Genomic DNA, 20,667 nt, shown 5'->3' on the forward strand with positions numbered 1-20,667 from the left:
GGAGGTGCGCCGAACGGACTCAGCCTTCCGCGCCGTTCTCCCCGGCGTCCATTTCCACGTCGGCGCCACCGGCTTCCGCGCCGGGCTTGGCGGCGCGCGGGCGTGGCGTCCGGATCTTCTTCAGCAGCAGCGCGAAGGGCTTCAGCGCGCGATCCATGATGCCCGCGTCGCGTTCCAGCCGCGACAGCAGGAAAGCGCTGGCCTCCAGCGTCGAGACGCTTTCGCGGCGCGGCTCCTTGCGCGCCTGCCCGTAGAGCGACTGGAACTCCGGGTGCAGGACGACGCGCCGGCATTTCAGCAGCCACGCGTTGCGCCACCACAGGGTCTTGGCTTGGCTCCAGGTGCCGTCCAGCACGATGACGCCCTCCAGGTCGGCCAGCACCTGACGGCTGTCCTGCTGGGGAACACCGTTGCGGTCGACGACCGCGATCTCGGCCTTGGCGGCGGGATTGTCGGCCTTCACCGGGCCGAGATACAACACGCCCCAGCGTTTGTAATCCACCTCCCGGCCCAGGATGCGCTTCAGGTTCGGCCAGCTTAGGCCGACCTTCAGGGCCGAGTTGGCGAACTGGAGATGCGCGATCTGTGCGGTGCCCAAATTTTCGCGCTTTTCCTGCGGGTGCTGGAGAATGAGCAAAAAGACGCCGTTCTTGACCGGCTCCACCGCCTCGCAAATGCACAGGTGATTAGGTTTTAGGCAGGTCGGGCAGGACTCGGGAGGGGTGGCGCTGTGCATGGGAGGTACGCAATCCTTGAACGGAGATAACCGCGAATATGGGTTGGAACGGCGCGGAAGGGAACCACATCTCTTCCTGGCCGGTCGAAACGACGAGACCGGCCGTCGCGGGCGACGACATCGTCGTGCGTATAAACCTTTTGTAGAGGGTTCATCGTGTGTGATGGACCTTGTGTGATGCGTTTCACGGCTGGCCTGGAACTTGCGTGATAGGTTTCAGGCAAACAGGACGGGCGGAGCCAAGGACGACCAAAGGGCCGTTCCCGACTTCCTCCCGGCGCTCAGAAGGAGACCCCTGCCATGCTGCCCGCACATTTGGCCGACCGCTTGCTGAAGCAACGCCGCGACGCGGACACCACGGAATTCGCCCGGCAACTGCCGCTGCACGCCGACGATCCGCGTTGGATGACCGATCCTGAGGACGACGTTCCGTTCGCCCGCCGCGAACCCGATTGGGCCACCGACTACTGAGCGAAAGGCGACACGGGCCGCTGTCCGGTCTCCGACAGCGGCCGACACGCCGCTTTTCATAACGAACGCTCATGTCTTTGGCCGGTGGATTCCCGGCCCCGATCCGGGCACCGGCTCCTTAGGGGACCGGATCTCATAAGACACGCTCCAACCGCCCCGGCGGTTGCGCGGCGCCCGGAGTCTCATCCCTCTCCCTTCCCTCGCCCTCCTCCCGATACGGAAGTCAGTCCCCGGCACCGTGCCGGTTCGCCGCCGATATGAGCCGGCACGGCTTGCGTGCAACCGGCGCCCAAACGAAAACGCCCCGGCCGCAAGGCCGGGGCGTTCGTCGTACAACAGGCAGGGGAACAGGCGTCAGCGGGTCTGCTGGATCGCCGACAGCTGCCACTGGCCGCCGCGCGGACGGACGAAGGTCCACAGCTCCGTGGCCTCGACCGGCTGGTTGGCGTTGCCTTCCACGACCCGGCCGCTGGCGCGTTCCACCGTGGTGTCGACCAGCGAGAAACGCATTGCGACGGTGGCGTATTCGGCGTTGCCCTCACGCCACGCTTCCGACAGGTCACCCTGCAGCAGCTTGACGTCGCTCACCTTGTTGACCACGCCACGGCTGCTGTTCTCCGACAGGTCGCCGGTGAAGTAGGACAGCATTTCCGGCGTCGTCACCCCGCGCAGGGTTTCGACGTCCTCACGACCGTAGGCGGTCTGGACGGTCACCAGCAGACGCTCGAACGCCTCGTAGTCGGCGGGTTGGACGCCGAGTTCATCAGGCTGCTGGCGGCGGTTGGCGCCACCGGCCAAGCCGCCCAGTCCGCCACCGCCCATCGACCCGTTCTGGCGGGGATCGGCCGAATCGCGGTTCAGCGGGCCGCCGGCGTAGGCCGGGTTCGGACCGGTGCCGAGCGGCGCGCCCATCGAGGCGGAGGCCGGCTGGGGCTGCGAACGGTTGCGGAAGAAGCGCATCGCCAGACGGACGAGGAAGACGACCAGCAGGATCTGGAGCAGGAAGCCCAGGATGCCCGCGAAGCTGCCCAGCCCCTCGAAGAAGCCGCCGCCGAACAGCATCGCGCCGATGCCGGCGCCGATCAGGCCGCCCATCAGGCCGGTCATGAAACCGCCGCCCCGGAAGAAGCCGCCGGCCTGCGCCGGGGCCGCGTTGGGGCGCTGCATGCCCGGCTGCGCGGCCGGGGCGGCCGACCGCTCCATCGGCATCGCCGTGTTGGGCGCGGTGGAGGTCGCGGCCGGAGCCTCGGTGGTGCGCGCGCCACGGCTGCCCGACGAACTGCTCTTGCCGGCGCGGGCGTCGGCCGTGCCGGCGGAGAGGGCCATCATCAGGGCGACCGCCACGGCGGTCGCGGTGCGGGTGGTGCTTTTCGCCGGCATGGTGGTAGGTCGGGTGTTCTCGTTCATGATCGCAACAGCCGTCAGAGCCAAAGGAGCCTACCAGATGGGGGTGCGCGCCTTGCCGTTGTAGAGGGGGGCCGCCGGTTTCTTCGATAAAACCACAGCCGAGCGACAATCAGCGGGACGCTCTTTCTTCAACGTCTTGATTCACAAGGGCGAGGGCTGGGCGAAGCCCGGATCGGGACGGGTCCATTCGGCCCGCATGCGGTCCCACAGGCCAACTTTCCGCTCGTCCGGGACGCTTTTCCGCTCGACTTCCGTCCAGACGCGGCGGCGCGTCGCGATCTGGAGCCGGCAATCGCGCGAGCAATAGAGCGGCGCCGGCCCACGCGGCGAGGTCCGCGCAAAGGGACGCCCGCAGCAGGCGCAATACAATGGGGTCATGATTGATCCTTCCCTATGAGCTGGCCGTTCATTGCAGCCGCTCTTCATGCTCGCGGACCGAAGTCGTCCCGGCACTCTTCTTTGTGATGACCGATACTATCCACAGACTCACCGATTTTCGCCAGACGAAAAAAGGCATACCCCCTTGAACAGCGTCAGAATCTTGGAAACGTTCTTTTAGCAAGCGATTGCGGAAGAAACCACTTTCCGGTCCCGGCGCGTCATTTCGCCGCCCCGTCCGGCCGCTTCGGCTTTCAACGGAAGTCCCAAGCGCTTACATCCTTTGGGCAGATCTCCAACATCCCGAAAGGTGGAAACGATGGCTTTGACCCGTCTCGGCGGCTTCCTGAAGACCGAAAGCGCCGGCGGCGTGGTCCTGATGATCGCGGCGGCAGCGGCGCTGATCTGGGCGAACTCCCCGGCGGCGCCCCTTTACGACGCGCTGCTCGCGATGCCCGTCGCCGTCACCGCCGGCGGGGTCGGGTTGGACAAGGCGCTGATCCTGTGGATCAACGACGGGCTGATGGCGGTCTTCTTCCTGCTGGTCGGGCTCGAGATCAAGCGCGAGGCGTTGGAGGGCGAACTGTCCAGCCGCGCCAAGGCCATGCTGCCGGGCATCGCGGCGCTGGGCGGCATGGTCGTGCCGGCGCTGGTCTACTGCGCCTTCGCCCAGGCGGAACCGGGGGCTCTGCGAGGCTGGGCCATCCCGGCGGCGACCGACATCGCCTTCGCGGTCGGCGTGCTGGCGCTGCTGGGCCGGCGGGTGCCGCCGAGCCTGCGGGTGTTCCTGCTGGCGCTCGCCATCATGGACGATCTCGGCGCCATCGTGATCATCGCCGTCTTCTACAGCCATGGGCTGGCGCCCGCCGCGCTCGGGCTGGCGGCGTTGGCCGGAGCCGGGCTGTGGCTGCTGAACCGGGCCGGGGTACGGTCGCTGGCGCCCTATCTGCTGCTGGGGCTGGTGCTGTGGGTGTGCGTGCTGAAATCGGGCATCCACGCGACGCTGGCCGGCGTGGCGCTGGCCTTCGCCATCCCGTTGCGCGGCGGACAAGGCGAGGCCGAGCGGAACGAGGCGCCGCTGCACCGGCTGGAGCACGCGCTGCACCCCTGGGTCGCCTTCGGCATCATGCCGATCTTCGCGCTGGCCAACGCCGGCGTGCCGCTGGCCGGGATCACGCCGGCCAGCCTGCTGGCCCCGGTGCCGCTCGGCATCGCGCTCGGCCTGTTCGTGGGCAAGCAGGCGGGCGTCTTTTTGGCGGTGTGGCTGGCCGTGCGCTTCGGCTTGGTCGGGTTGCCGGCGGGGGCGTCCTGGCGGCAGGTCCACGGCGTCGCGGTGCTGACCGGCATCGGCTTCACCATGAGCCTGTTCATCGGCACGCTGGCCTTCCCCGACCCCGCCCACGCCGTCGCCGTGCGGCTTGGCGTGCTGGCCGGATCGCTGGCCTCGGCGCTGGCCGGCTACGCATTGCTGCGGGCGGCCGAGGGGCGCCGGACCCGGCCGGTCGCCGTCGCCTCCTAGACCTTGGGTCAAGACTCGCACGGCGAAGGAACCGCCGCTCGTTCCCGGGGTTGTTCACAGGCGGGACCGTCCCCTTGGACAAGGGCGACGCCGCCTCCTCGGGGGACATCGACGATGGACGCCATCCGCACACGCCGCCGTGCCTTCACCGCCGCCCCGCCGCGCACCGACGCGGGCGCGCCCATCCCCATCGATTTCCAGCGGCTGGAACGGCTGCGCCGGCTGTCGCGCCTGATGGACACCCGCTGGCGCATCCCCGGCACCCGCATCCCCATCGGGCTGGACGGCATCGCCAGCATCGTCCCGGTGGCCGGCGACACGGTCACCGCCGTCGTCTCGGCCTACATCATCCTGGAGGCCTCGCGCTTCGGCCTGCCCAAGTCGCTGCTGCTGCGGATGGTGGGCAACGTGGGGGTGGATTGGCTGTTCGGCTCGATCCCGGTGCTGGGGACGATCTTCGACATCGCCTTCAAGGCCAACCGGATGAACGTCGACCTGCTGTTCGAGCATCTGGAGGGCCGGCTCGGCCAGCCCTCCGCCGGCCGCTGAGTCCCGCTTTGGCAGCTTGACGTGGATCAAGGCGGGAGGGCGCCCCCTGCGGCACTCTGTCGCCCATGGACGCTCCCGCTCTTTCCCCCGCCGCCGCCCGGACCGCAGCCCCGTCCCGCACGGCCTCCGTCGATCCCGCCCTGCTCGCCAAATACGACGGGCTGCGGGTGCCGCGTTACACCAGCTACCCGACCGCGCCGCACTTCACCCCGGCCGTCGATGCCGGGGTCTACGGCGGCTGGCTGGAGGCGATGGACCTGACGCGGTCCGGGTCGCTCTACCTCCACGTCCCCTTCTGCCACCAGATGTGCTGGTACTGCGGCTGCCACACCAAGATCGTGGCCCGCTACGCTCCGATCGCCGAGTATCTCGGCCATCTGCGGCGCGAGATCGGCATGGTCGCCGACCGCATCCCCGGCCGGTTGCGGGTGCGCCACATCCATTTCGGCGGCGGCACCCCCACCATGATGGCGCCCGACGATTTCGAGACGCTGATCGCGCTGCTGCGCACGCGCTTCGACGTGGCCGCCGACGCCGAACTCGCCATCGAGATCGACCCTCGCACCCTGACGGCGCAGATGGCGGCGGCGCTCGGCCGGTCGGGCGTGAACCGCGCCTCGCTGGGCGTGCAGGATTTCGACCCGACGGTGCAGGAGGCGATCAACCGCGTCCAGCCGCGCGCCGTGACCGAACAGGCCTTGAGCTGGCTGCGCGACGCTGGCATCGCCAACGTCAACCTCGACCTGATGTACGGCCTGCCGCACCAGTCGGTGGAGAGCGTCGCCCGCTCCGCCAAAATCGCGCTGGAGATGGCGCCCGACCGCCTGTCGGTCTTCGGCTACGCCCATGTGCCGTGGATGAAGACCCATCAGAAGAAGATCGACGAATCCGTGCTGGCCGGCACGCTGGGCCGCTGGGAGCAGTTCGCCGCCATCGCCGACACGCTGGGCGACGCCGGCTACCGCGCCATCGGGCTCGACCATTTCGCCCGCCCCGGCGACGAGCTGGCGGTCCAGCAGGAGGAGGGGCGGCTCGGCCGCAACTTCCAGGGCTACACCACCGACGACGCGGACGCCCTGCTGGGCTTCGGCGCGTCCTCCATCGGGGCCTTGCCGCAGGGTTACGTGCAGAACGCCGTGCCCTTCGACCACTACGCCACCGCCATCGAGGAGGGCCGCCTGCCCACCGCCAAGGGCATCGCGCTGACCGACGACGACCGCCTGCGCCGCGACCTGATCATGCGGCTGATGTGCGACCTGTCGGTGGACGCCGGGGAGGTCGCCATCGCGCATGGGCTGGACTCCAGCGCCTTCGACGCCGATCTGGCGGCGATGGACGATCTGGTCGCCGACGGCGTCGCCGCCATCGACGGCCGCCGCGTGTCGGTGCCCGAGGCGGCCCGCCCGCTGATGCGGATCGTCGCCGCCCGCTTCGACACCCACCTCGCCAGCGGCGCCGGCCGCCACAGCCGGGCGGTGTGAGGGCGAGCGGGGCCCGTGCCTAGAGGGTACAGGCCCGTTTGCCCCCACCCATCCTCCCCCGCTGGGCGGGGGAGGGGCAGGATGCTTGTTCGGCGTTCGGCGGCAGTCCCCTCCCTCGCCCAGCGGGGGAGGGTTAGGGTGGGGGTAAACGCCCCCTCAGAACGCCGCTTCGGGAACGCCCTTCCGCGCACCGCTGCCCAGCCAGCCCCGCACCCGTGTCTTCAGCCGGGCCAGCGCGGTCTGGCGTTTCTGCACCGCGTAGTGCTTGCGCACGGTTTCCTTGATATCCCAGGTGCCGGTGAAGCCCATCGGCAGCACCAGCGCGTCGCCCGCCCGGTATTCCTGCGGCAACCCACCCTCCGGCGTGATGACGACGCGGCCGGACAGCAGGATGCAGAACTCGTCGTAGGGCCAATCCTTCATCGCCACCACCCCCGGCGTGCATTGCCAGACGCCCGAGGCGAAACGTCCGCCGTCCCCATCGTAGAGGTTCCGGTGGATCTCGCGCGGGTCGCCGGACAGGATGGTGCCGAACATCGCCGGCTTGCCGATTTCGTCGTCGGCGATCCGGTTGCGGTCGATGCGCAGGACGGATTGGGGCATGGGTGAGGCTCCGTTCGCAGTGGCCGCACGGCTGGCCGATCCCGAAGCGAACACCTGAGCCGCCAAAACGATCCCGCCTATTCCCCCAAATTGACGATCTCCACCCGCCGGTTCGCCGCCGCCTTCGGCTGGTCGGGCAGCAAAAGCTCCCGCATGCCGCGCCCGGAGGCCTCCAGCCGGTCCGGCGCAATGCGGTGGTGCTCGACCAGATAGGCGGCCACCGCCTTCGCCCGCCGTTCCGACAGGGTCAGGTTCGCGCGGTCGCCGCCGACCGCGTCGGTGTGGCCGATGATGCGGAACCGCATCGCCCCGGTCTCCGGCGCCGCCATCACCGCCCCGACCCGGTCGAGGATCGCCCGCGATTCGTCCCGGATGACGGCGGAATTGAACGCGAACTCCACCCGGAAGGCCGCCCGCAGCTCCGGCTTGGCGATGTCCACCGGCGGGGTCAGCGCCGGAAGCGCGACCGCGTCGGGCTTCGCCACCGGCGGAGCCGGGGCAGCCGGGGCCGCCGGGGCCAGGGCCGGCGTGTCCGGTCCGGGGGCCGGGGGCCGGCGCATCCGCAAGGGGGGGCAGCCGGGGCCAACGGTCCCCAGAAGCGCCGCCTGGATCTCGCATTCGCTGGGGTTCGGCCCGAGCGGAACGTTCTGGGCCGCTCCCGTCTGCGCGGAGGCGGCGGACGCCAGCGCGACCAGCAGCCCGGCGGCGAACGAGAACAGCCGCTTGCGCATGGCCGCATTGTCCGTCTTGCTGACGGTTGCGTCGAATTCCGCGTGCAAGTCCCGTGCGTGGCTCTGTACCATCCCGGTCCGTATCTTTCGTATAGGGCGCTTGGGAGGAAACAACTATGAAATCGCTGAAGACTCTGCTCACCGGCCTCGCGCTGGCCGCTCTGGCGCTTCCGGCCCTGCTGCCGGGTTCGGCGGGCGCCGCCGACTACAAGGCGGAGTACAAGCTTTCCACCGTTCTGGGCAAGCCCTTCCCCTGGGGCGTCGGCGGCGAGCGCTGGGCCGAGCTGGTCAAGGAGAAGACCAACGGCCGCATCGTCGTCAAGATGTACCCCGGCACCTCCCTGGTGAACGGCGACCAGACCAAGGAGTTCACCGCGCTCCGCCAGGGCACCATCGACATGGCGGTCGGCTCGACCATCAACTGGTCGCCCCAGGTGAAGGAGCTGAACCTCTTCTCCCTGCCCTTCCTGATGCCCGACCACAAGGCGCTCGACGCCCTGACCCAAGGGGCGGTCGGCAAGCAGCTGTTCGACCTGCTCGCCACCAAGGACGTGGTGCCGCTGGCCTGGGGCGAGAACGGCTTCCGCGAGATCTCCAACTCCAAGCGCTCGATCAAGGCGCCGGAGGATCTCAAGGGCCTGAAGATCCGCGTCGTCGGCTCGCCGCTCTACCTCGACACCTTCACCGCGCTGGGCGCCAACCCGACGCAGATGAGCTGGGCCGATGCGCAGCCGGCGCTGTCCACCGGCGCCGTCGACGGGCAGGAAAACCCGCTGACCATCTTCACCGCCGCCAAGCTGCCGACGCTGGGCCAGAAGCACCTGACCCTGTGGGGCTACGTCGCCGACCCGCTGATCTTCGTGGTCGGCAAGGAAGTCTGGAACAGCTGGTCGAAGGAGGACCAGGAGGCCGTCCGCGCCGCCGCCGTCCAGGCCGCCGCCGAGGAGGTCGCCATCTCCCGCAAGGGCATCTCGGCCGAGGACGACAGCCTGCTCAAGGAGATCGCCGGACAGGGCGTCGATCTGGTGCGGCTGACCCCCGACCAGCAGAAGGCGTTCCAGAAGGCGACCCAGGCCGTCTACGACAAATGGGCCAAGCAGATCGGCCCCGATCTGGTGAAGTCGGCGGAAACCGCCGTCGCGAACCGCAAGTAAGCGGACGACGAGCGCGCGACGCCCGGCCTTTCCTGTTGGTCCCCGCCCTGGCCGGGCGTCGCATTTCGTTGCAATTCCTGAAACGCCGTTCCGCCCCTCGCCGTATTAGTTTGCGCCCATCATTCGGGCGGGTTTGGCGATGGGCTCCGCCATGGGTCCGCCGTGGCGGAGGGGTTCGGGGGCATGGGCAGGGACGGTCTCGCTTTTCTCGTGGCCGTCCTCTGCGTGGCCGGCGCGATCCTGTTCCTGGCTGGGCGCCGCGCCCTGATCCACATGAAGGACCGCGAGGTCAAGAAGGCCGGCGCGACGCTGATGGCCGAACGCGAGGAGCTGGAACAGCGCGCCAATGAGTTGGAAGCGCTCCAGGCCGAGATCGACCGCCTGCGCGCCTCGCTGGCCGATCTGGCGACGCAGAAGCTGATCCTCGGGCGCCGGGGCCGCAAGCGCACCGACACCTCGCGCCGCTTCACCCACGAGATCGGCCGTAGCGAGCCGGGGCGCAGCCTGTTCGCCTTCTCCCTGTCGATGGCACCCGGCTTCCTCCAGCGCCCCGACGCCAAGGCCGTCGTCCATCCCGCGATCTGGGCCTTCGAGAACCGGGTGGAGGTCTGGGCCGCCGATTTCCCGGCCGCCCAGATGCTGACCCGGACCGTCTTCAACGACGCCGTCGGGGTGACCGTCGGCGCGCCGGAGGGGGAAGCCGGCGGTCGGGCGGGCGACGGCCGGGGAACGCTCGCGTCATGATGGTCATCCTGTGGTCGCTGATCGCGACCTCCGCCATGGCCGTGGGCCTCCTGGGGGAGCGCTATCTGCGCCTCCGCGCCAACCGGCTGTCTGAAAAGCTGACGGCGCTGGTCGAGCGGCTGGACGTCTACGCCAATTACGGCAAGCTCGCCGCGCTGCGCCGCATCGAGTCGGAGGAGACGGCGGCCAAACTCCGCGAGCAGGTCGCCGTGGCCGAGGCGGAGGTCAAGGCCCTGCAGGCCGACGCCGAGTCCGGCGACGGCAACGCCCCGATGGTCTTCCACTGCGCCGACCGGGTTCCGCGCTCCGAGGGGCCGCTCTGGTACGTCGCGGTCGAGGCCAAGGACGACACGGCGCCCTGGACCGGCGTGAGGCATTACGCCCTGGTGGCGGACACGCCCGACGAGGCCCGCAAGCGCATCCAGGAACGCCACCCCTCCCCCGCCGGCTTCGCCATCGGCCCGCCGCTGCCGCTGATCCTGCCGGATCGCTGATCGGACCTGACGCGGCCTCTCAGCCGACCGCGATCTTCAACGCCAGCGGCACCAGCAGGACGGCGAAGATCCGCTTGAGCAGCGCCGCCGGAATCCGCGAGGCCAGCCGCGCCCCGAACGGGGCCGTCAGCGCGCTGGCGACGCCGATCTCCAGGAAGGCCGGAAGGTGCAGATAGCCGATCTGCCCCGGCAGATGCACACCGTCGCGCAGGCCAAGGCCGGTGTAGAGCATGGCGCCCAGCACCGTCACCGGCAGGCCGATGGCGGTCGAAGTCGCCACCGCGCGGGTCATCGCGTGCCCCCGGCCGCTGAGGAACGGGACCATCAGCACACCGCCGCCGGCTCCGATGAAGCTGCCCGCGACGCCGATCAGCGCCCCGCCCAGCCGGTAGGCCCCGGCCCCGGCCATCCCGGCGGATGGGATGTTGCTTTTCGCCTTGCCGCCCACGACCATCCGCCACGCCGTGTAGAGCAGGAACCCGCCCACCGCCAGCCGCAGGGCCGCCGCCGGCAGATGGGTGGCGACGGCGCTGCCCAGCGCGACCCCCGCCAGACTGGCCAGGATGGTGACGCGGAAGACCGGCCATTCCACGTTGCCCAGCCGGTGGTGCGACAGGACGGAGGACACGGAGGTCACCGCCACCACCGCCATCGAGGTCGCCAGCGCGGTCAGCGGCGCCGATTCCGCCGGCACGCCCAGCCAGGGCAGCACCAGCGTCAGCAGCGGCACGGCGATCAACGCCGTTCCCACGCCCAGCGCGCCCAGCATCAACCCGCCCAGCGCGCCGCCAACCAGAAAAATCAACGCCCCGGTCATCGCCGCCCCCGTCCTCGAAGGGCGGCACTCTAGCGGAAAGCCGGACGCGCTACAGCCCCAGCCGCGACCACAGCGCCCGCTCCTCCACCGCCGCGACGGCGGCGGCCGGTAGGGCTTCGGCCAGGGATTGGGCGCCCAGCGAGACATCCAGCGCCGGACCGCCCAGGCCGGCGCGCATCCCCAGCTTGCGCATGAGACCGCGCTCCGCCTGCACCACCCGCAGCCGGACCTTGTCGCCGAAGCGTCCGCGCAGCACGCCGCGCAGGTCCCCCAACCCGTCGACCAGCCCAAGCTCCTTGGCCTTGCGCCCGGCCCAGAAGGAGCCGGAGAACAGCAGATCCTCCGGCCCGGTCAGCCGGGCGCCGCGCCGGGTTCGGACCATCGCCTTGAAGGCGTCGTGGATGTCGGCCTGGATGGATTTCAGATGAGCCACCCCGTCCTCGCGCTCCGGCGAGAAGGGGTCGAGCAGCACCTTCTTGTCGCCGGCCGTGTAAAGCCGCCGCTCGATCCCGTGGCGTTCGAGCAACTCGTGCATGCCGAACCCAGCCGAGACCACGCCGATCGACCCGACGACGGAACTCTCGTCGGCCCAGATCTCGTCGGCGGCGCAGGCCAGCCAATAGCCGCCGGACGCCGCCGCGTCCTCGCAGAAGGCCAGGACCGGCAGCTTCTTCTCCTCGGCCAGATCGCGGATGCGCTTGGCGATCAGGGCCGATTGCACCGGCGATCCGCCCGGCGAGTTGACGATCAGCGCCACCGCCGCCTGCCCCTTCGGCGCGAAGGCGCGTTCCAGCAGCGGGGCGACCCCGGCCAGCGTCAGGCCGGGGCGGAAGGCGCCCCCCTGGCCGATGACGCCGGACAGACGGACGACGGAAACCACCGGCCCGGCGTTGCGCCAGGGGCCGAAGGGGAGTTTGGCGAGGAGGGAGTGCAGGCTCATGCCGCGACAGATGGGGACGCAACCCCAGCGTTTCAAAGCTCCAGCGCGGCGGCCCCGCGCAGAATCCGCTCGGCCTCGGCGGTGTAGCGGCCGTCCGCGTCGTGGACCGTCACCCCCGCCGTCAGCCGGGCCGGCGAACGCACCCCCTTGCGCGCGGCGACCAGCACCCGCCGGGCCTCCTGCCCGGCCCTCGGCCACAGCGGAACCACCACCACGGCGCCGAAGCGGCCGCGCAGGGCCGCCAGGATGTCGTCCAGCCGGTCGGCGCGGTGGACCAGCGTCACCATGCCGCGCGGCTTCAGCATGGCGTCGGCGAAGCGCAGCCAGTCGGGCAGCCGCGCCCGGCCCTCCACATTGGCGGCGGCCTTCCAGGCGCCGGGCGGGGGGCTGGCGGCGTCGGCGCGCAGGTAGGGGGGGTTCATCATCACCCGGTCGAAGGAGCTGGGACGCAGGGCGTCGGGCGGGGCCAGCAGATCGCCCTCCACCACCGAAACGCGGGCCTCCAGCCCGTTCAGCGCGGCGTTGCGGCGGGCGAAAGCGGCGGCGTCCGCGCGCTGCTCCAGCCCGACCACCGACACGCCCGGCAGCCGGGCGGCGAGGCACAACGCCGCAGCCCCGGTGCCGGTGCCAGCGTCCAGCACCGATTCACCGTCCCGTGCGGCGGTGAAGGCAGCCAGGAACACCGGGTCGATGGCGGCCCGGTAGCCTTCCTCGGGCTGAAGCAGACGGACCCGGCCGCCCAGCAGGAAATCGGTCGGCGCGGCCTCATCCAGAGGCAGGTCGGCCGGCCCGCTCACGCCTCGCCCGCCTCTTTCAGCACGCGCAGCGCCTGGGCGGCGTCCTCCTCCGCGACCACCAGCCGGCGGGGGATGGCGCCGATGGAGCCCTCCAGCACGCTGGTGTGGGTGTCGAGCACCACGGCGTCGATTCCGGCGTCGGCGAGCAGCGCGATCAGCCAGGACAGCCGCACAGGGTCGGTGGTTCGGAGAATTTCTGTCATGGACTCAACGAAAGAGCATGGCCCTGCGGACTTGACCGAAGAGGCTAGGCCGTTATGCTCCCTACCGCAATTCCTGGCGTCAATCACCTGTGGAGTCGACCTTGGCGGTCGTTACCAACTTCGAGCCGAAACGGCGCAAGTCTTCCCCGCTCGACGACCTGACCGCTCTGGTGGCCGAAGACCTCAGCGCCGTCAACGAGATCATCATCCAGCGCATGCAGTCGCAGGTGGAGATGATCCCGCAGCTCGCCGGCTACCTGATCGCGGCCGGCGGCAAGCGCCTGCGCCCGGTGCTGACCCTGGCGGCCGCCAACATGTGCGGCTATTCCGGGACCAAGCACCAGCTGCTGGCGGCGGTGGTGGAGTTCATCCACAGCGCCACCCTGCTGCACGACGACGTGGTCGACGAGAGCGACCTGCGTCGGGGGCTGGCCTCGGCCAACGCGGTGTTCGGCAACAAGGCCAGCGTGCTGGTCGGCGATTTCCTGTTCTCCCGCTCCTTCGAGATGATGGTGGAGGTCGGCTCGCTCGACGTGCTGCGCATCCTGTCGGGCGCCTCGGCCATCATCGCCGAGGGCGAGGTGCTGCAACTGCGCACCACCAACGACACGGAGACCAGCGAGCAGGCCTATCTGGAGGTCATCAAGGGCAAGACGGCCGAGTTGTTCGCCGCCGCCTGCCGCGTCGGCGCCGTCGTCGCCGAACGCCCCATGGCCGAAGAACTGGCGTTGTACGACTACGGCATGAATCTCGGCATCGCCTTCCAGCTGGTGGACGACGTGCTGGACTACTCGGCCCTGCAGGGGAAGCTGGGCAAGACGGTCGGCGACGATTTCCGCGAGGGCAAGATCACCCTGCCGGTCGTGCTGGCCTTCCGGCGCGGCAACGACGAGGAGCGGGCCTTCTGGCGCCGCACCATGGAAGAGCTCGACCAGAAGGACGGCGACCTGGAGCACGCCCAGACCCTGATGGCGCGCCACAACGCCCTGAAGGACACGGTGGAGCGCGCCCGCCACTACGGCGCCATCGCGCGGGACAGCCTGGGCCTGTTCGCCGACAGCCCGATCAAGCGCGCCCTTCTGGAAGTCATTGATTTCGTGATCGACCGCGATTTCTGAGGCCCGCATCTTTTTTCGGCGCATGACGCTTTTTTGCGTTGCGCGCCCAAGCGGGACCGCCTATAACCCCGGCCACCGGCGGACATCACCAAGTCAGCCGGTGACCTGAACGGAGTGTAGCTCAGCCTGGTAGAGCACTGCTTTCGGGAGGCAGGGGCCGGAGGTTCGAATCCTCTCACTCCGACCAGCAAGACGAAGGGCTTCCAAGGAAACTTGGGAGCCCTTCTTCGTTTCCGGGTCCGTTTTTCCCCGGCCGCCTTTCCGGGGCGCCGCCCCGGACCAGAAAACGGCGTTTCCGACCTTACGGCGCGCCGGACGCCTCCGCCGGCAGGCCGCGCGCGTCCATCATCCGCAGGTAATCCATCACCCGCGCGTCGCGCCACGCCTTGTCCGTCGCGCAGCCGGCCTCCCGCGCCTGCGTGCAGGCGGCCACCGCCTCCCTCCGCCCATCGGCGGCGGCGCGCAAATCCTCCGGCATGGTCGCCAGCACGGCCTCCGCCACGTCCGGCGGCGGCGGCGGGCCGTCGCGCAGCCACGCCTCGGCCTCCTGGAAGGCGTCGCAGCACATCAGCCCGATCATGTAGTCGCAGGCCGATTGCAGGCCGGGCAGCAGCTTGCCAGGGCTGGCCGAGACCATCGGCAGCAGCGGCGCCAGCGACGGCGCCAGATGGTTGGCGTAGACCGACGCCCCCCAGTAGAGCGCGGCCGTCTCGCGGAAATGGGCGAGGCTGCGCGGGGAGACCAGACCGGACTCCGCGATGGGCAGGATCTCCACCTTCGGCTTGGTCACCACCACCGTGTCGTTGGAGACGTCCACGTACAGCCCACCGAACTGGATGGCGTTCTGGAAGTAGCGCTCGCGCAGCACCCCCCAGACGGTGCGCACCATGCCACCGGCCGCAACGAATTCGCGCACGGCCCGGTCCATCGCGGTGACCGGCCGCGCGACGCGCGACGCCAGCCGGGCGAACAGGTCGCGCGTGATCTCCTCGCACCGGCCATAGGGGTAGGCCTGCCCGGCGGCCATCGGCAGCCGGGGCGCCAGCGCCGCGTCGGTCTCCGCCCGCAGCGCCAGGAAATACGCCATCAGCGCGTCGCCACGGCTGGTCAGGTGGCGGTCGGTCAGGGCGGCCTGCTGCGGCGTCACCGGGGCGATCTCCTGGGGCAGCAAGGGCATGGGCGTGGGCATCGTTCCAACGGTCTCCAATGGCGATCCGCCGCCATGGTAGGGCGGCAGGATGGCCGGGGAAAGCGCCGGCCCGCCCCATCAGCCGCTCAGGCCGTGGAAATCGTTGGCGGTCACGGCACCGCCGGTCGCCTGGGCGATGCGGGCCATCACCGGGGGGCGCGGCACCCGCAGGCCATGGCGGTACCGGTTGACCGCCGCCTGGCTGGTGCCGATGCTGGCGGCGAAAGCGTCTTCCTTGGTGCCGGTGCGGGTGAGCCAATCGTCGAGCGTCATACCGTAACGGTTTAACCCAATCCGGTTTTTACACGCAAGTGGATTGGGTGCGGCGTATTGGACTTTTTCAAACCGATCCGGTATGAAAGGGCCCATGTCCACCATGCGCGAATTGCGGCAGGCCGCCGGCTTGAGCCAGGAGAAGCTGGCGGAGCTGGCGGGAACCTCGCAGCCGCAGATCAACAAGCTGGAAACCGGCCAGCGCAAGATGACCGTCGATTGGGCGGTCAAGCTGGCGCGTCCGCTGGGGGTCGAGCCGGCTTTGCTGCTGGGACTGGACGCCGCGCCCGCGCCCGCGCCCGTGCGTCCGCGCGCCTCCTCGCCTCCGCTGCTCCGTGCGATGCCCGCGGCGAACCATGTGGCGGAACCGATGCCGGTGCGCGCGGCGGCGCGCGGCGGCGTCGACCAGGAGATGTTCCTGGAGGACGGCCCGATCGACTGGGTGGCCAAGCCGGACTATCTGAAGAACGCCCGCGATCCCTACGCGATGTATGTGGTGGGCGAGTCGATGATGCCGCGTTTCCGCCCGGCCCAGCTTCTCCACGTCAACCCGCACAAGCCACCGGCGGCCGGGGCTGGGGTTGTCGTCGTGAAGCGCAGCAAGGCCGTTCTGGTGAAGGAGTTCGTGCGCCGCGCGCCCGAGGGTGTCGTCCTGCGCGAATACCAGCCGGACGACCGCGAGTTCACCGTCGCCGACGAGGACCTCGACACCGTCCACACCGTGGTCGGGCTTCAAGAACCCTGAGGGGATACCTCTTCGGTATAGGGTTTTTCTGGATTATAAATCCATAATGGATTATTCCTTGTCTCGCGACACACAGCGCGACACAAAGGAACTCCGCATGCCCCAGCACCATCCACGCTTCTACCCCGGCCCCTGCCGGGGCAAGGTCAACGGCTTCACCGAGAAGGGCGCCCGCGAACTCGCCCGCAGCATCCGCGCCGCCTGGGAAAGGGCAGGCTGGGACGTGGCGGTCCGCATCGAGCGAATCTCCAGCGAGGACATCCCGGACGGCCGCAGCATCGCCCACTTCACCGTGCGCAGCGACCTCGTCAACGGCTTGGCGCAACGGCGCCTGTAGACGCCGCCGACGTTGACCGAAGCACCCTCGTTTTGGTAGAAAAAGCGCTTGATAAGATCGCCTACGGGTACCGCCTTGGCGCAGCCGGCCGGGCGGCGGAAAAAAAGAGCATGGCGGGCAACGCCGTGCGGCGTTCTGATGCAGTCCGACCCCGGCCCGATCCCGGATCGGCCGCCGGGAGAAGAGCGTGAACGGATCGATCTTGGAGCGCACCGCCGAACGCCTCTCCGCCGAACCCCCTTTCGGTCTCGACGGCGTCACCCCGCCGGTCCCGCCCTTCGCGCCGGCCGCCGCCGGGCTGCGCCGTCTGACCGGCTTCCACGGTGCGGAGCCGACGGTGGAGTTCCTGGCCGGGCTGCGCGCCGCGCCGTTGCGCGGGGGCTTCGGCTTCATGCTCGACCGCGACGACGCGCTCCAGGCCATCGCATTGGTCGACGAGGTGGTCAGTGACTTGCCCGACCCGCTCACGGAGGAGTGCATCGCCCCGCTGCGCGCCGATTTCACGGCCATCCACCGCAGCCTGGGCTATCGTGCCCACCCCGCCGAGAGAGACTGGATGACCGGGGAAGGGAAGCCGGTGGCCGGGCTGGCCGACTCGCTCCGCCGTTGGCGGCAGCGCGCCGGACTTTCCTTGGACGGCCTCCCGCCGGACAACCTCCCGCTGAACGAACCGCCGCTGGCGGCCGGCCCCGCGCCCGACCACCTGGTGTCCGAACTGGACCTGCTGGCGACCTTGCTGGAGCATGGACAGGCGGCCGACGCGACTCTGTTCCTCGACCAGCACCCGCTGCGCTGGGTTCCCGGCTTTTGCAGCCGGGTGGCGACGCGGTGCCGCGAGCCCTTCTATGCGGGGGTCGCGATCCTGACCGCCGCCCATCTCGACCACCTGCGCGACCTGCTGGCCGGGGCCTGCGGCCTGCCCCGCCCGGCCGAGGAGGACGGTGACGACACCCGCCGCCGCCGTTGGACCGAGGGTCGGCTGCCGCGGACCTGCGGGTGCGACTCCTGAAGAGTCCGCACCCCCGGAAAGTCTGAATTGCCCCGCGCCGTCACCATCGTCCATGGTGTCTCCCGAATCGCGATCCAGAGACTCGGCGGCGGCCGGCGTCGAAGCCTTTCGCGCCGCCCCGCCACCCTCATCCACGGACGGTGATGCCCTCCCGCAAGCTTGAAAGCCTCGCCGCCGGCCGCACCGGGTCGCTGCGCCTCCTCCGCCTTCTGCTGGTGGTGTCGGTGGCGCTGCCGCTCGTGCTGTTCGCCGGGATCGGCTGGCGCGAGCACCGCGATTCCTGGGCCGAGGTCGAACGCAACAGCCGGAAGACCGCACTGCTCCTGCACGAGCATGTGCTGAAGGTCTTCGACACCATGGCCATGACGCTGGACCGGGTGGACGAGCGCACGCGCGGCATGGGCTGGCCCGAAATCGCCGGATCGGAACCGCTGCACCGTTACCTGAAGACGCTGAACGAGGATTTGAACCAGATCGGCGTCCTCGCCGTCACCGACCCGCAAGGGCTGATCCGGAACGCCAGCAACGTCTTCCCGGCCCGCAACGCCTACATCGGCGGCCGTGCCTATTTCCGCACCCAACAGGAAGCGGACGCCGGCCTGCTGATCGGCGAATCGATGGTCAGCAAGGCGACCGGCCGGCGCAGCTTCAGCCTCAGCCGCCGCCGCACCGCCACCGGCGGCCCGGACGGCGCCTTCGACGGCATCATCCACGCCACCGTCGATCCCGATTACTTCGCCAGCTTTTACCACCGGGTCCTGGCCGACCGGGGCGAAGCGGTGACCCTGGTGCGCGGCGACGGGCAGGTGCTGGTCCGCTACCCGATGATCCGCGACGAGAACCAGGCGCTGACGCTGCCCCCCAACCGGGGCCTTCTCCTCGCCATCCAGACCCGGCCCGACGAAGGGGTCTTCCTCAACACCAGCTACAACGACGGGGCGGAGCGCTTCTACGCCTACAAGAAGGTGGGCGATTTCCCGGTCTACGTCGTCTACGCGGTCGATGCCTCGCTGGTCGCCGGCATGTGGTGGCGCAACATGGCGCTCGACGCCGCCTTCGTCGCTCCGGCGACGCTGGCGCTGGCGCTGATCGCTTGGCTGGCCTATGCCCGCGCCCGTTCCGAGGCGCAGACGCTGCGGCTCTGGGCCGAGGAGGTGCGCAACCGCCAGCGCCTGGAGGAGGCCCTGCGCCAATCCCAGAAGATGGAGGCGCTGGGCCAGCTGACCGGCGGCGTCGCCCACGACTTCAACAATTTGCTGACCGCCGCGCTGACCAACCTGCATCTGCTCGGCCGCCATTTGCCGGAAGAGGCCAAACGTTTCCTCAACGGCGCCAACACCGCGCTGGAACGGGCGGAGAAGCTGACCCGGCAGTTGCTGTCCTTCTCGCGCCAGGACGCCATCAACCCGGCGGTGGTCGATCTCGGCGACAGCCTGCACCGGATGGGCGATCTGCTCGAACGTTCGATCCGTGCCGACATCGCGCTGGAATGGGACGTCGCCCCGGTGCCGCTTCCCATCGCCGTCGACACGGTGCAGTTGGAACTGGCGACCCTCAACCTCGTCCTCAACGCCCGCGACGCCATGCCGGGCGGCGGCCGCATCCGTCTGTCGGTGCGGCCAAGCCCGGTCGCCGGTCACGCCCGGTTGGAGGTCGCCGACACCGGGACCGGCATGCCGCCGGAGGTCCAGGCCCGCGCCTTCGACCCCTTCTTCACCACCAAGGGGGTCGGCAAGGGCACCGGGCTGGGGTTGTCGATGGTTTACGGCTTCGCCCGCCAGTCCGGCGGCAACGCCACCATCGAGAGCCGTCCCGGCGAGGGCACCCGCGTCCGCATCGACCTGCCCCTGTCGCCGGAGGCCCCCGCCGCGCCGCCGCCCGCCCTGTCCGAGAGACCGGCCGAAGCGCCCAAGCCCCTGCGGGTGCTGGTGGTGGAGGACAACGCGCTGGTCCTGATGGCGACGGTGGAAGGGCTGACGCAGGAGGGCTTCATCGTGGAGACCGCCGACCACGGCGTCGCGGCGCTGGAGGTGCTGGAGCAGGACCAAGCCTTCGACATCGTGGTGTCGGACGTGGTCATGCCCCATGGCGTGTCGGGAATCGATCTGGCGCGTCGCATCAAGGAGCGCTGGCCCCATCTGCGCGTGTTGCTGGCGTCCGGCTACAGCCCGGAGTCGCTCGCCACCATGGGCGCCGACACCGCCGCCGTGCTCGCCAAGCCCTTCCGGCCCGACCAACTCGCCGCGCGCATCCGGTCGATCGTGGCGTCGCCGGCGCCGACCTCGCCCAAGGCCGCGGCGGTCAGGTCAGAGCGCTGAGGAACATCGGCGCCCACAGCGCCATGCACCACAGCAGCCCCAGGCACAGCCCCTTGGTGAGATCGTCGAAGGTCGGCGCCTCGAGACGGTGCATGCTCCACATCGCCTGCACGTCGCGGGCGGAGGGCTGGTTCTCGTCGGGCTTGCGCGGATCGGACATGGCGGGCCTCTCGCTGGCAATGCGGGGTGACACTGTGCAGGGCTGTCCCCATCAAGCTTGTGCCGCCGCTCCGATTTCGCCAGTGCCTCTTCCGTAAAACCCGTGCATACGAAAAAAGGCCCTCGTCCGACCGGACGAAGGCCCTTTTCCAAACCCTGGGCGCCCAATCCCGTCCAATCCTGGACGATTAAGGCGCCGGGGTTACTTGCCGGGGCGGATCACCGGGGTGAGCTGGTCGCCCCAGTTGCCGGCCTCGTTGTGGTACCGGGCGGTGCGCATCAGCTCCACCGTGATGCCGGCCTCGACCGCCTTGACGACGGCGTCGTTCAGGCGGTGCAGGTTGTTGGCGACGATGCGGATGGCGCTTTCCTGTTCCGGGGTCAGCTCCGAACGGTCATCCGGCGGCGCGTCCTGAAAACCCGACTTGTTCGTCATGCGGTGTTCCTTCCCCTGGTCTTGATCCCTGGCCTTGCCGGCGCTTGGCGCACCGGTTC

At 69.8% G+C, this 20,667-nt stretch carries 25 protein-coding genes and 1 tRNA gene; 13 read left to right on the forward strand and 13 right to left on the reverse strand.

The window, feature by feature from the left end; genetic code table 11:
• Positions 1-19: 19 nt before the first annotated feature.
• Positions 20-736 carry a tRNA-uridine aminocarboxypropyltransferase gene (locus EJ913_RS02680; protein ID WP_126994502.1) on the reverse strand — a complete coding sequence of 239 codons (717 nt, stop codon included), beginning with the start codon at positions 734-736 and terminating at the stop codon, positions 20-22.
• A 300-nt stretch (positions 737-1,036) separates the two neighbouring features.
• Here EJ913_RS02680 and EJ913_RS31490 point away from each other — a divergent pair, with 300 nt between their 5' ends.
• Positions 1,037-1,207 (forward strand): hypothetical protein, encoded by a 171-nt coding sequence (locus tag EJ913_RS31490; protein WP_185909659.1) that lies wholly within the window; start codon positions 1,037-1,039, stop codon positions 1,205-1,207.
• Between the two features lie 354 nt (positions 1,208-1,561).
• Here EJ913_RS31490 and EJ913_RS02685 read toward each other — a convergent pair whose 3' ends face one another.
• Together EJ913_RS02685 and EJ913_RS02690 are read right to left on the reverse strand one after the other, a co-directional pair.
• Entirely contained in the window at positions 1,562-2,614 is a 1,053-nt protein-coding gene (locus tag EJ913_RS02685; protein WP_126994504.1) for a Tim44 domain-containing protein, read from the reverse strand.
• 141 nt (positions 2,615-2,755) lie between these two features.
• Positions 2,756-2,992: a hypothetical protein gene (locus tag EJ913_RS02690; RefSeq protein ID WP_126994506.1), complete on the reverse strand. Its 237-nt coding sequence runs from the start codon at positions 2,990-2,992 to the stop codon at positions 2,756-2,758.
• Between the two features lie 319 nt (positions 2,993-3,311).
• Between EJ913_RS02690 and nhaA the strand changes: the two genes are divergently transcribed.
• The 3 genes from nhaA to hemN all read left to right on the forward strand — a co-directional run bounded on the left by nhaA (position 3,312) and on the right by hemN (position 6,541).
• Positions 3,312-4,511 carry a Na+/H+ antiporter NhaA gene (nhaA, locus tag EJ913_RS02695; RefSeq protein WP_126994508.1) on the forward strand — a complete coding sequence of 400 codons (1,200 nt, stop codon included), beginning with the start codon at positions 3,312-3,314 and terminating at the stop codon, positions 4,509-4,511.
• Positions 4,512-4,625: 114 nt separating this feature from the next.
• The gene (locus EJ913_RS02700; protein WP_126994510.1) at positions 4,626-5,060 is read left to right on the forward strand and encodes a DUF4112 domain-containing protein; all 435 of its coding nucleotides are present in this window, start codon (positions 4,626-4,628) and stop codon (positions 5,058-5,060) included.
• A gap of 65 nt (positions 5,061-5,125) precedes the next feature.
• Entirely contained in the window at positions 5,126-6,541 is a 1,416-nt protein-coding gene (gene hemN, locus EJ913_RS02705) for an oxygen-independent coproporphyrinogen III oxidase (protein WP_126994512.1), read from the forward strand.
• A gap of 156 nt (positions 6,542-6,697) precedes the next feature.
• Here the strand turns inward: hemN and EJ913_RS02710 are convergent, their stop codons facing one another.
• Complete coding sequence (locus EJ913_RS02710; protein ID WP_126994514.1) at positions 6,698-7,144, reverse strand: cupin domain-containing protein; 447 nt, start codon at positions 7,142-7,144, stop codon at positions 6,698-6,700.
• 77 nt (positions 7,145-7,221) lie between these two features.
• Positions 7,222-7,875, reverse strand: a complete 654-nt coding sequence (locus EJ913_RS02715) for an OmpA family protein (RefSeq protein WP_238520561.1) — start codon at positions 7,873-7,875, stop codon at positions 7,222-7,224.
• 116 nt (positions 7,876-7,991) lie between these two features.
• Between EJ913_RS02715 and EJ913_RS02720 the strand changes: the two genes are divergently transcribed.
• From EJ913_RS02720 to EJ913_RS02730, 3 genes are all read left to right on the forward strand, one after another.
• Positions 7,992-9,029: a DctP family TRAP transporter solute-binding subunit gene (locus EJ913_RS02720; RefSeq protein ID WP_185909660.1), complete on the forward strand. Its 1,038-nt coding sequence runs from the start codon at positions 7,992-7,994 to the stop codon at positions 9,027-9,029.
• A gap of 183 nt (positions 9,030-9,212) precedes the next feature.
• Complete coding sequence (locus EJ913_RS02725) at positions 9,213-9,773, forward strand: hypothetical protein (protein WP_126994518.1); 561 nt, start codon at positions 9,213-9,215, stop codon at positions 9,771-9,773.
• Positions 9,770-10,267, forward strand: coding sequence for a hypothetical protein (locus EJ913_RS02730; protein ID WP_238520563.1), 498 nt, complete (start codon positions 9,770-9,772; stop codon positions 10,265-10,267). Before EJ913_RS02725 ends, EJ913_RS02730 begins: the two co-directional genes overlap by 4 nt.
• A gap of 19 nt (positions 10,268-10,286) precedes the next feature.
• On the opposite strand, the gene EJ913_RS02735 is transcribed toward EJ913_RS02730, so the two are convergent.
• The 4 genes from EJ913_RS02735 to EJ913_RS02750 are packed head-to-tail and all read right to left on the reverse strand — an operon-like array spanning position 10,287 to position 13,024.
• On the reverse strand, positions 10,287-11,084 hold the full coding sequence (locus tag EJ913_RS02735; RefSeq protein ID WP_126994520.1) for a sulfite exporter TauE/SafE family protein: 798 nt from the start codon (positions 11,082-11,084) through the stop codon (positions 10,287-10,289).
• A gap of 49 nt (positions 11,085-11,133) precedes the next feature.
• Positions 11,134-12,024 (reverse strand): S49 family peptidase, encoded by an 891-nt coding sequence (locus EJ913_RS02740; protein ID WP_126994522.1) that lies wholly within the window; start codon positions 12,022-12,024, stop codon positions 11,134-11,136.
• A gap of 32 nt (positions 12,025-12,056) precedes the next feature.
• Positions 12,057-12,821 (reverse strand): tRNA1(Val) (adenine(37)-N6)-methyltransferase, encoded by a 765-nt coding sequence (locus EJ913_RS02745; RefSeq protein WP_244939212.1) that lies wholly within the window; start codon positions 12,819-12,821, stop codon positions 12,057-12,059.
• Positions 12,818-13,024, reverse strand: coding sequence for a putative signal transducing protein (locus tag EJ913_RS02750; RefSeq protein ID WP_126994524.1), 207 nt, complete (start codon positions 13,022-13,024; stop codon positions 12,818-12,820). The genes EJ913_RS02745 and EJ913_RS02750 overlap by 4 nt, the downstream gene beginning before the upstream one ends.
• A gap of 101 nt (positions 13,025-13,125) precedes the next feature.
• Here EJ913_RS02750 and EJ913_RS02755 point away from each other — a divergent pair, with 101 nt between their 5' ends.
• Together EJ913_RS02755 and EJ913_RS02760 are read left to right on the forward strand one after the other, a co-directional pair.
• Positions 13,126-14,142 (forward strand): polyprenyl synthetase family protein, encoded by a 1,017-nt coding sequence (locus tag EJ913_RS02755; protein ID WP_126994526.1) that lies wholly within the window; start codon positions 13,126-13,128, stop codon positions 14,140-14,142.
• 110 nt (positions 14,143-14,252) lie between these two features.
• Positions 14,253-14,329, forward strand: a tRNA-Pro gene (locus EJ913_RS02760).
• Positions 14,330-14,443: 114 nt separating this feature from the next.
• On the opposite strand, the gene EJ913_RS02765 is transcribed toward EJ913_RS02760, so the two are convergent.
• Positions 14,444-15,319: a hypothetical protein gene (locus EJ913_RS02765; RefSeq protein WP_244939213.1), complete on the reverse strand. Its 876-nt coding sequence runs from the start codon at positions 15,317-15,319 to the stop codon at positions 14,444-14,446.
• Positions 15,320-15,409: 90 nt separating this feature from the next.
• Positions 15,410-15,604: a helix-turn-helix domain-containing protein gene (locus tag EJ913_RS02770; RefSeq protein ID WP_126994530.1), complete on the reverse strand. Its 195-nt coding sequence runs from the start codon at positions 15,602-15,604 to the stop codon at positions 15,410-15,412.
• Positions 15,605-15,698: 94 nt separating this feature from the next.
• On the opposite strand from EJ913_RS02770, the gene EJ913_RS02775 reads away from it, so the two are divergent.
• The 4 genes from EJ913_RS02775 (at position 15,699) to EJ913_RS02790 (ending at position 20,013) form a co-directional block, all read left to right on the forward strand.
• Positions 15,699-16,349 (forward strand): LexA family transcriptional regulator, encoded by a 651-nt coding sequence (locus EJ913_RS02775; protein WP_126994532.1) that lies wholly within the window; start codon positions 15,699-15,701, stop codon positions 16,347-16,349.
• 97 nt (positions 16,350-16,446) lie between these two features.
• Entirely contained in the window at positions 16,447-16,686 is a 240-nt protein-coding gene (locus EJ913_RS02780; RefSeq protein ID WP_126994534.1) for a hypothetical protein, read from the forward strand.
• A gap of 187 nt (positions 16,687-16,873) precedes the next feature.
• Complete coding sequence (locus tag EJ913_RS02785) at positions 16,874-17,695, forward strand: TorD/DmsD family molecular chaperone (RefSeq protein ID WP_244939214.1); 822 nt, start codon at positions 16,874-16,876, stop codon at positions 17,693-17,695.
• Between the two features lie 143 nt (positions 17,696-17,838).
• Positions 17,839-20,013, forward strand: a complete 2,175-nt coding sequence (locus EJ913_RS02790; protein WP_126994536.1) for a hybrid sensor histidine kinase/response regulator family protein — start codon at positions 17,839-17,841, stop codon at positions 20,011-20,013.
• On the opposite strand, the gene EJ913_RS31495 is transcribed toward EJ913_RS02790, so the two are convergent.
• Together EJ913_RS31495 and EJ913_RS02795 are read right to left on the reverse strand one after the other, a co-directional pair.
• Positions 19,997-20,173 (reverse strand): hypothetical protein, encoded by a 177-nt coding sequence (locus EJ913_RS31495; protein ID WP_185909661.1) that lies wholly within the window; start codon positions 20,171-20,173, stop codon positions 19,997-19,999. The two genes, EJ913_RS02790 and EJ913_RS31495, sit on opposite strands and share 17 nt — an antisense overlap.
• Positions 20,174-20,374: 201 nt before the next feature.
• Positions 20,375-20,608 carry an SMc00767 family acetate metabolism repressor gene (locus tag EJ913_RS02795; protein WP_126994538.1) on the reverse strand — a complete coding sequence of 78 codons (234 nt, stop codon included), beginning with the start codon at positions 20,606-20,608 and terminating at the stop codon, positions 20,375-20,377.
• Positions 20,609-20,667: the final 59 nt, after the last annotated feature.

The organism is Azospirillum doebereinerae, assembly GCF_003989665.1.
In the GTDB taxonomy this organism is placed as follows: Bacteria; Pseudomonadota; Alphaproteobacteria; order Azospirillales; family Azospirillaceae; genus Azospirillum; species Azospirillum doebereinerae.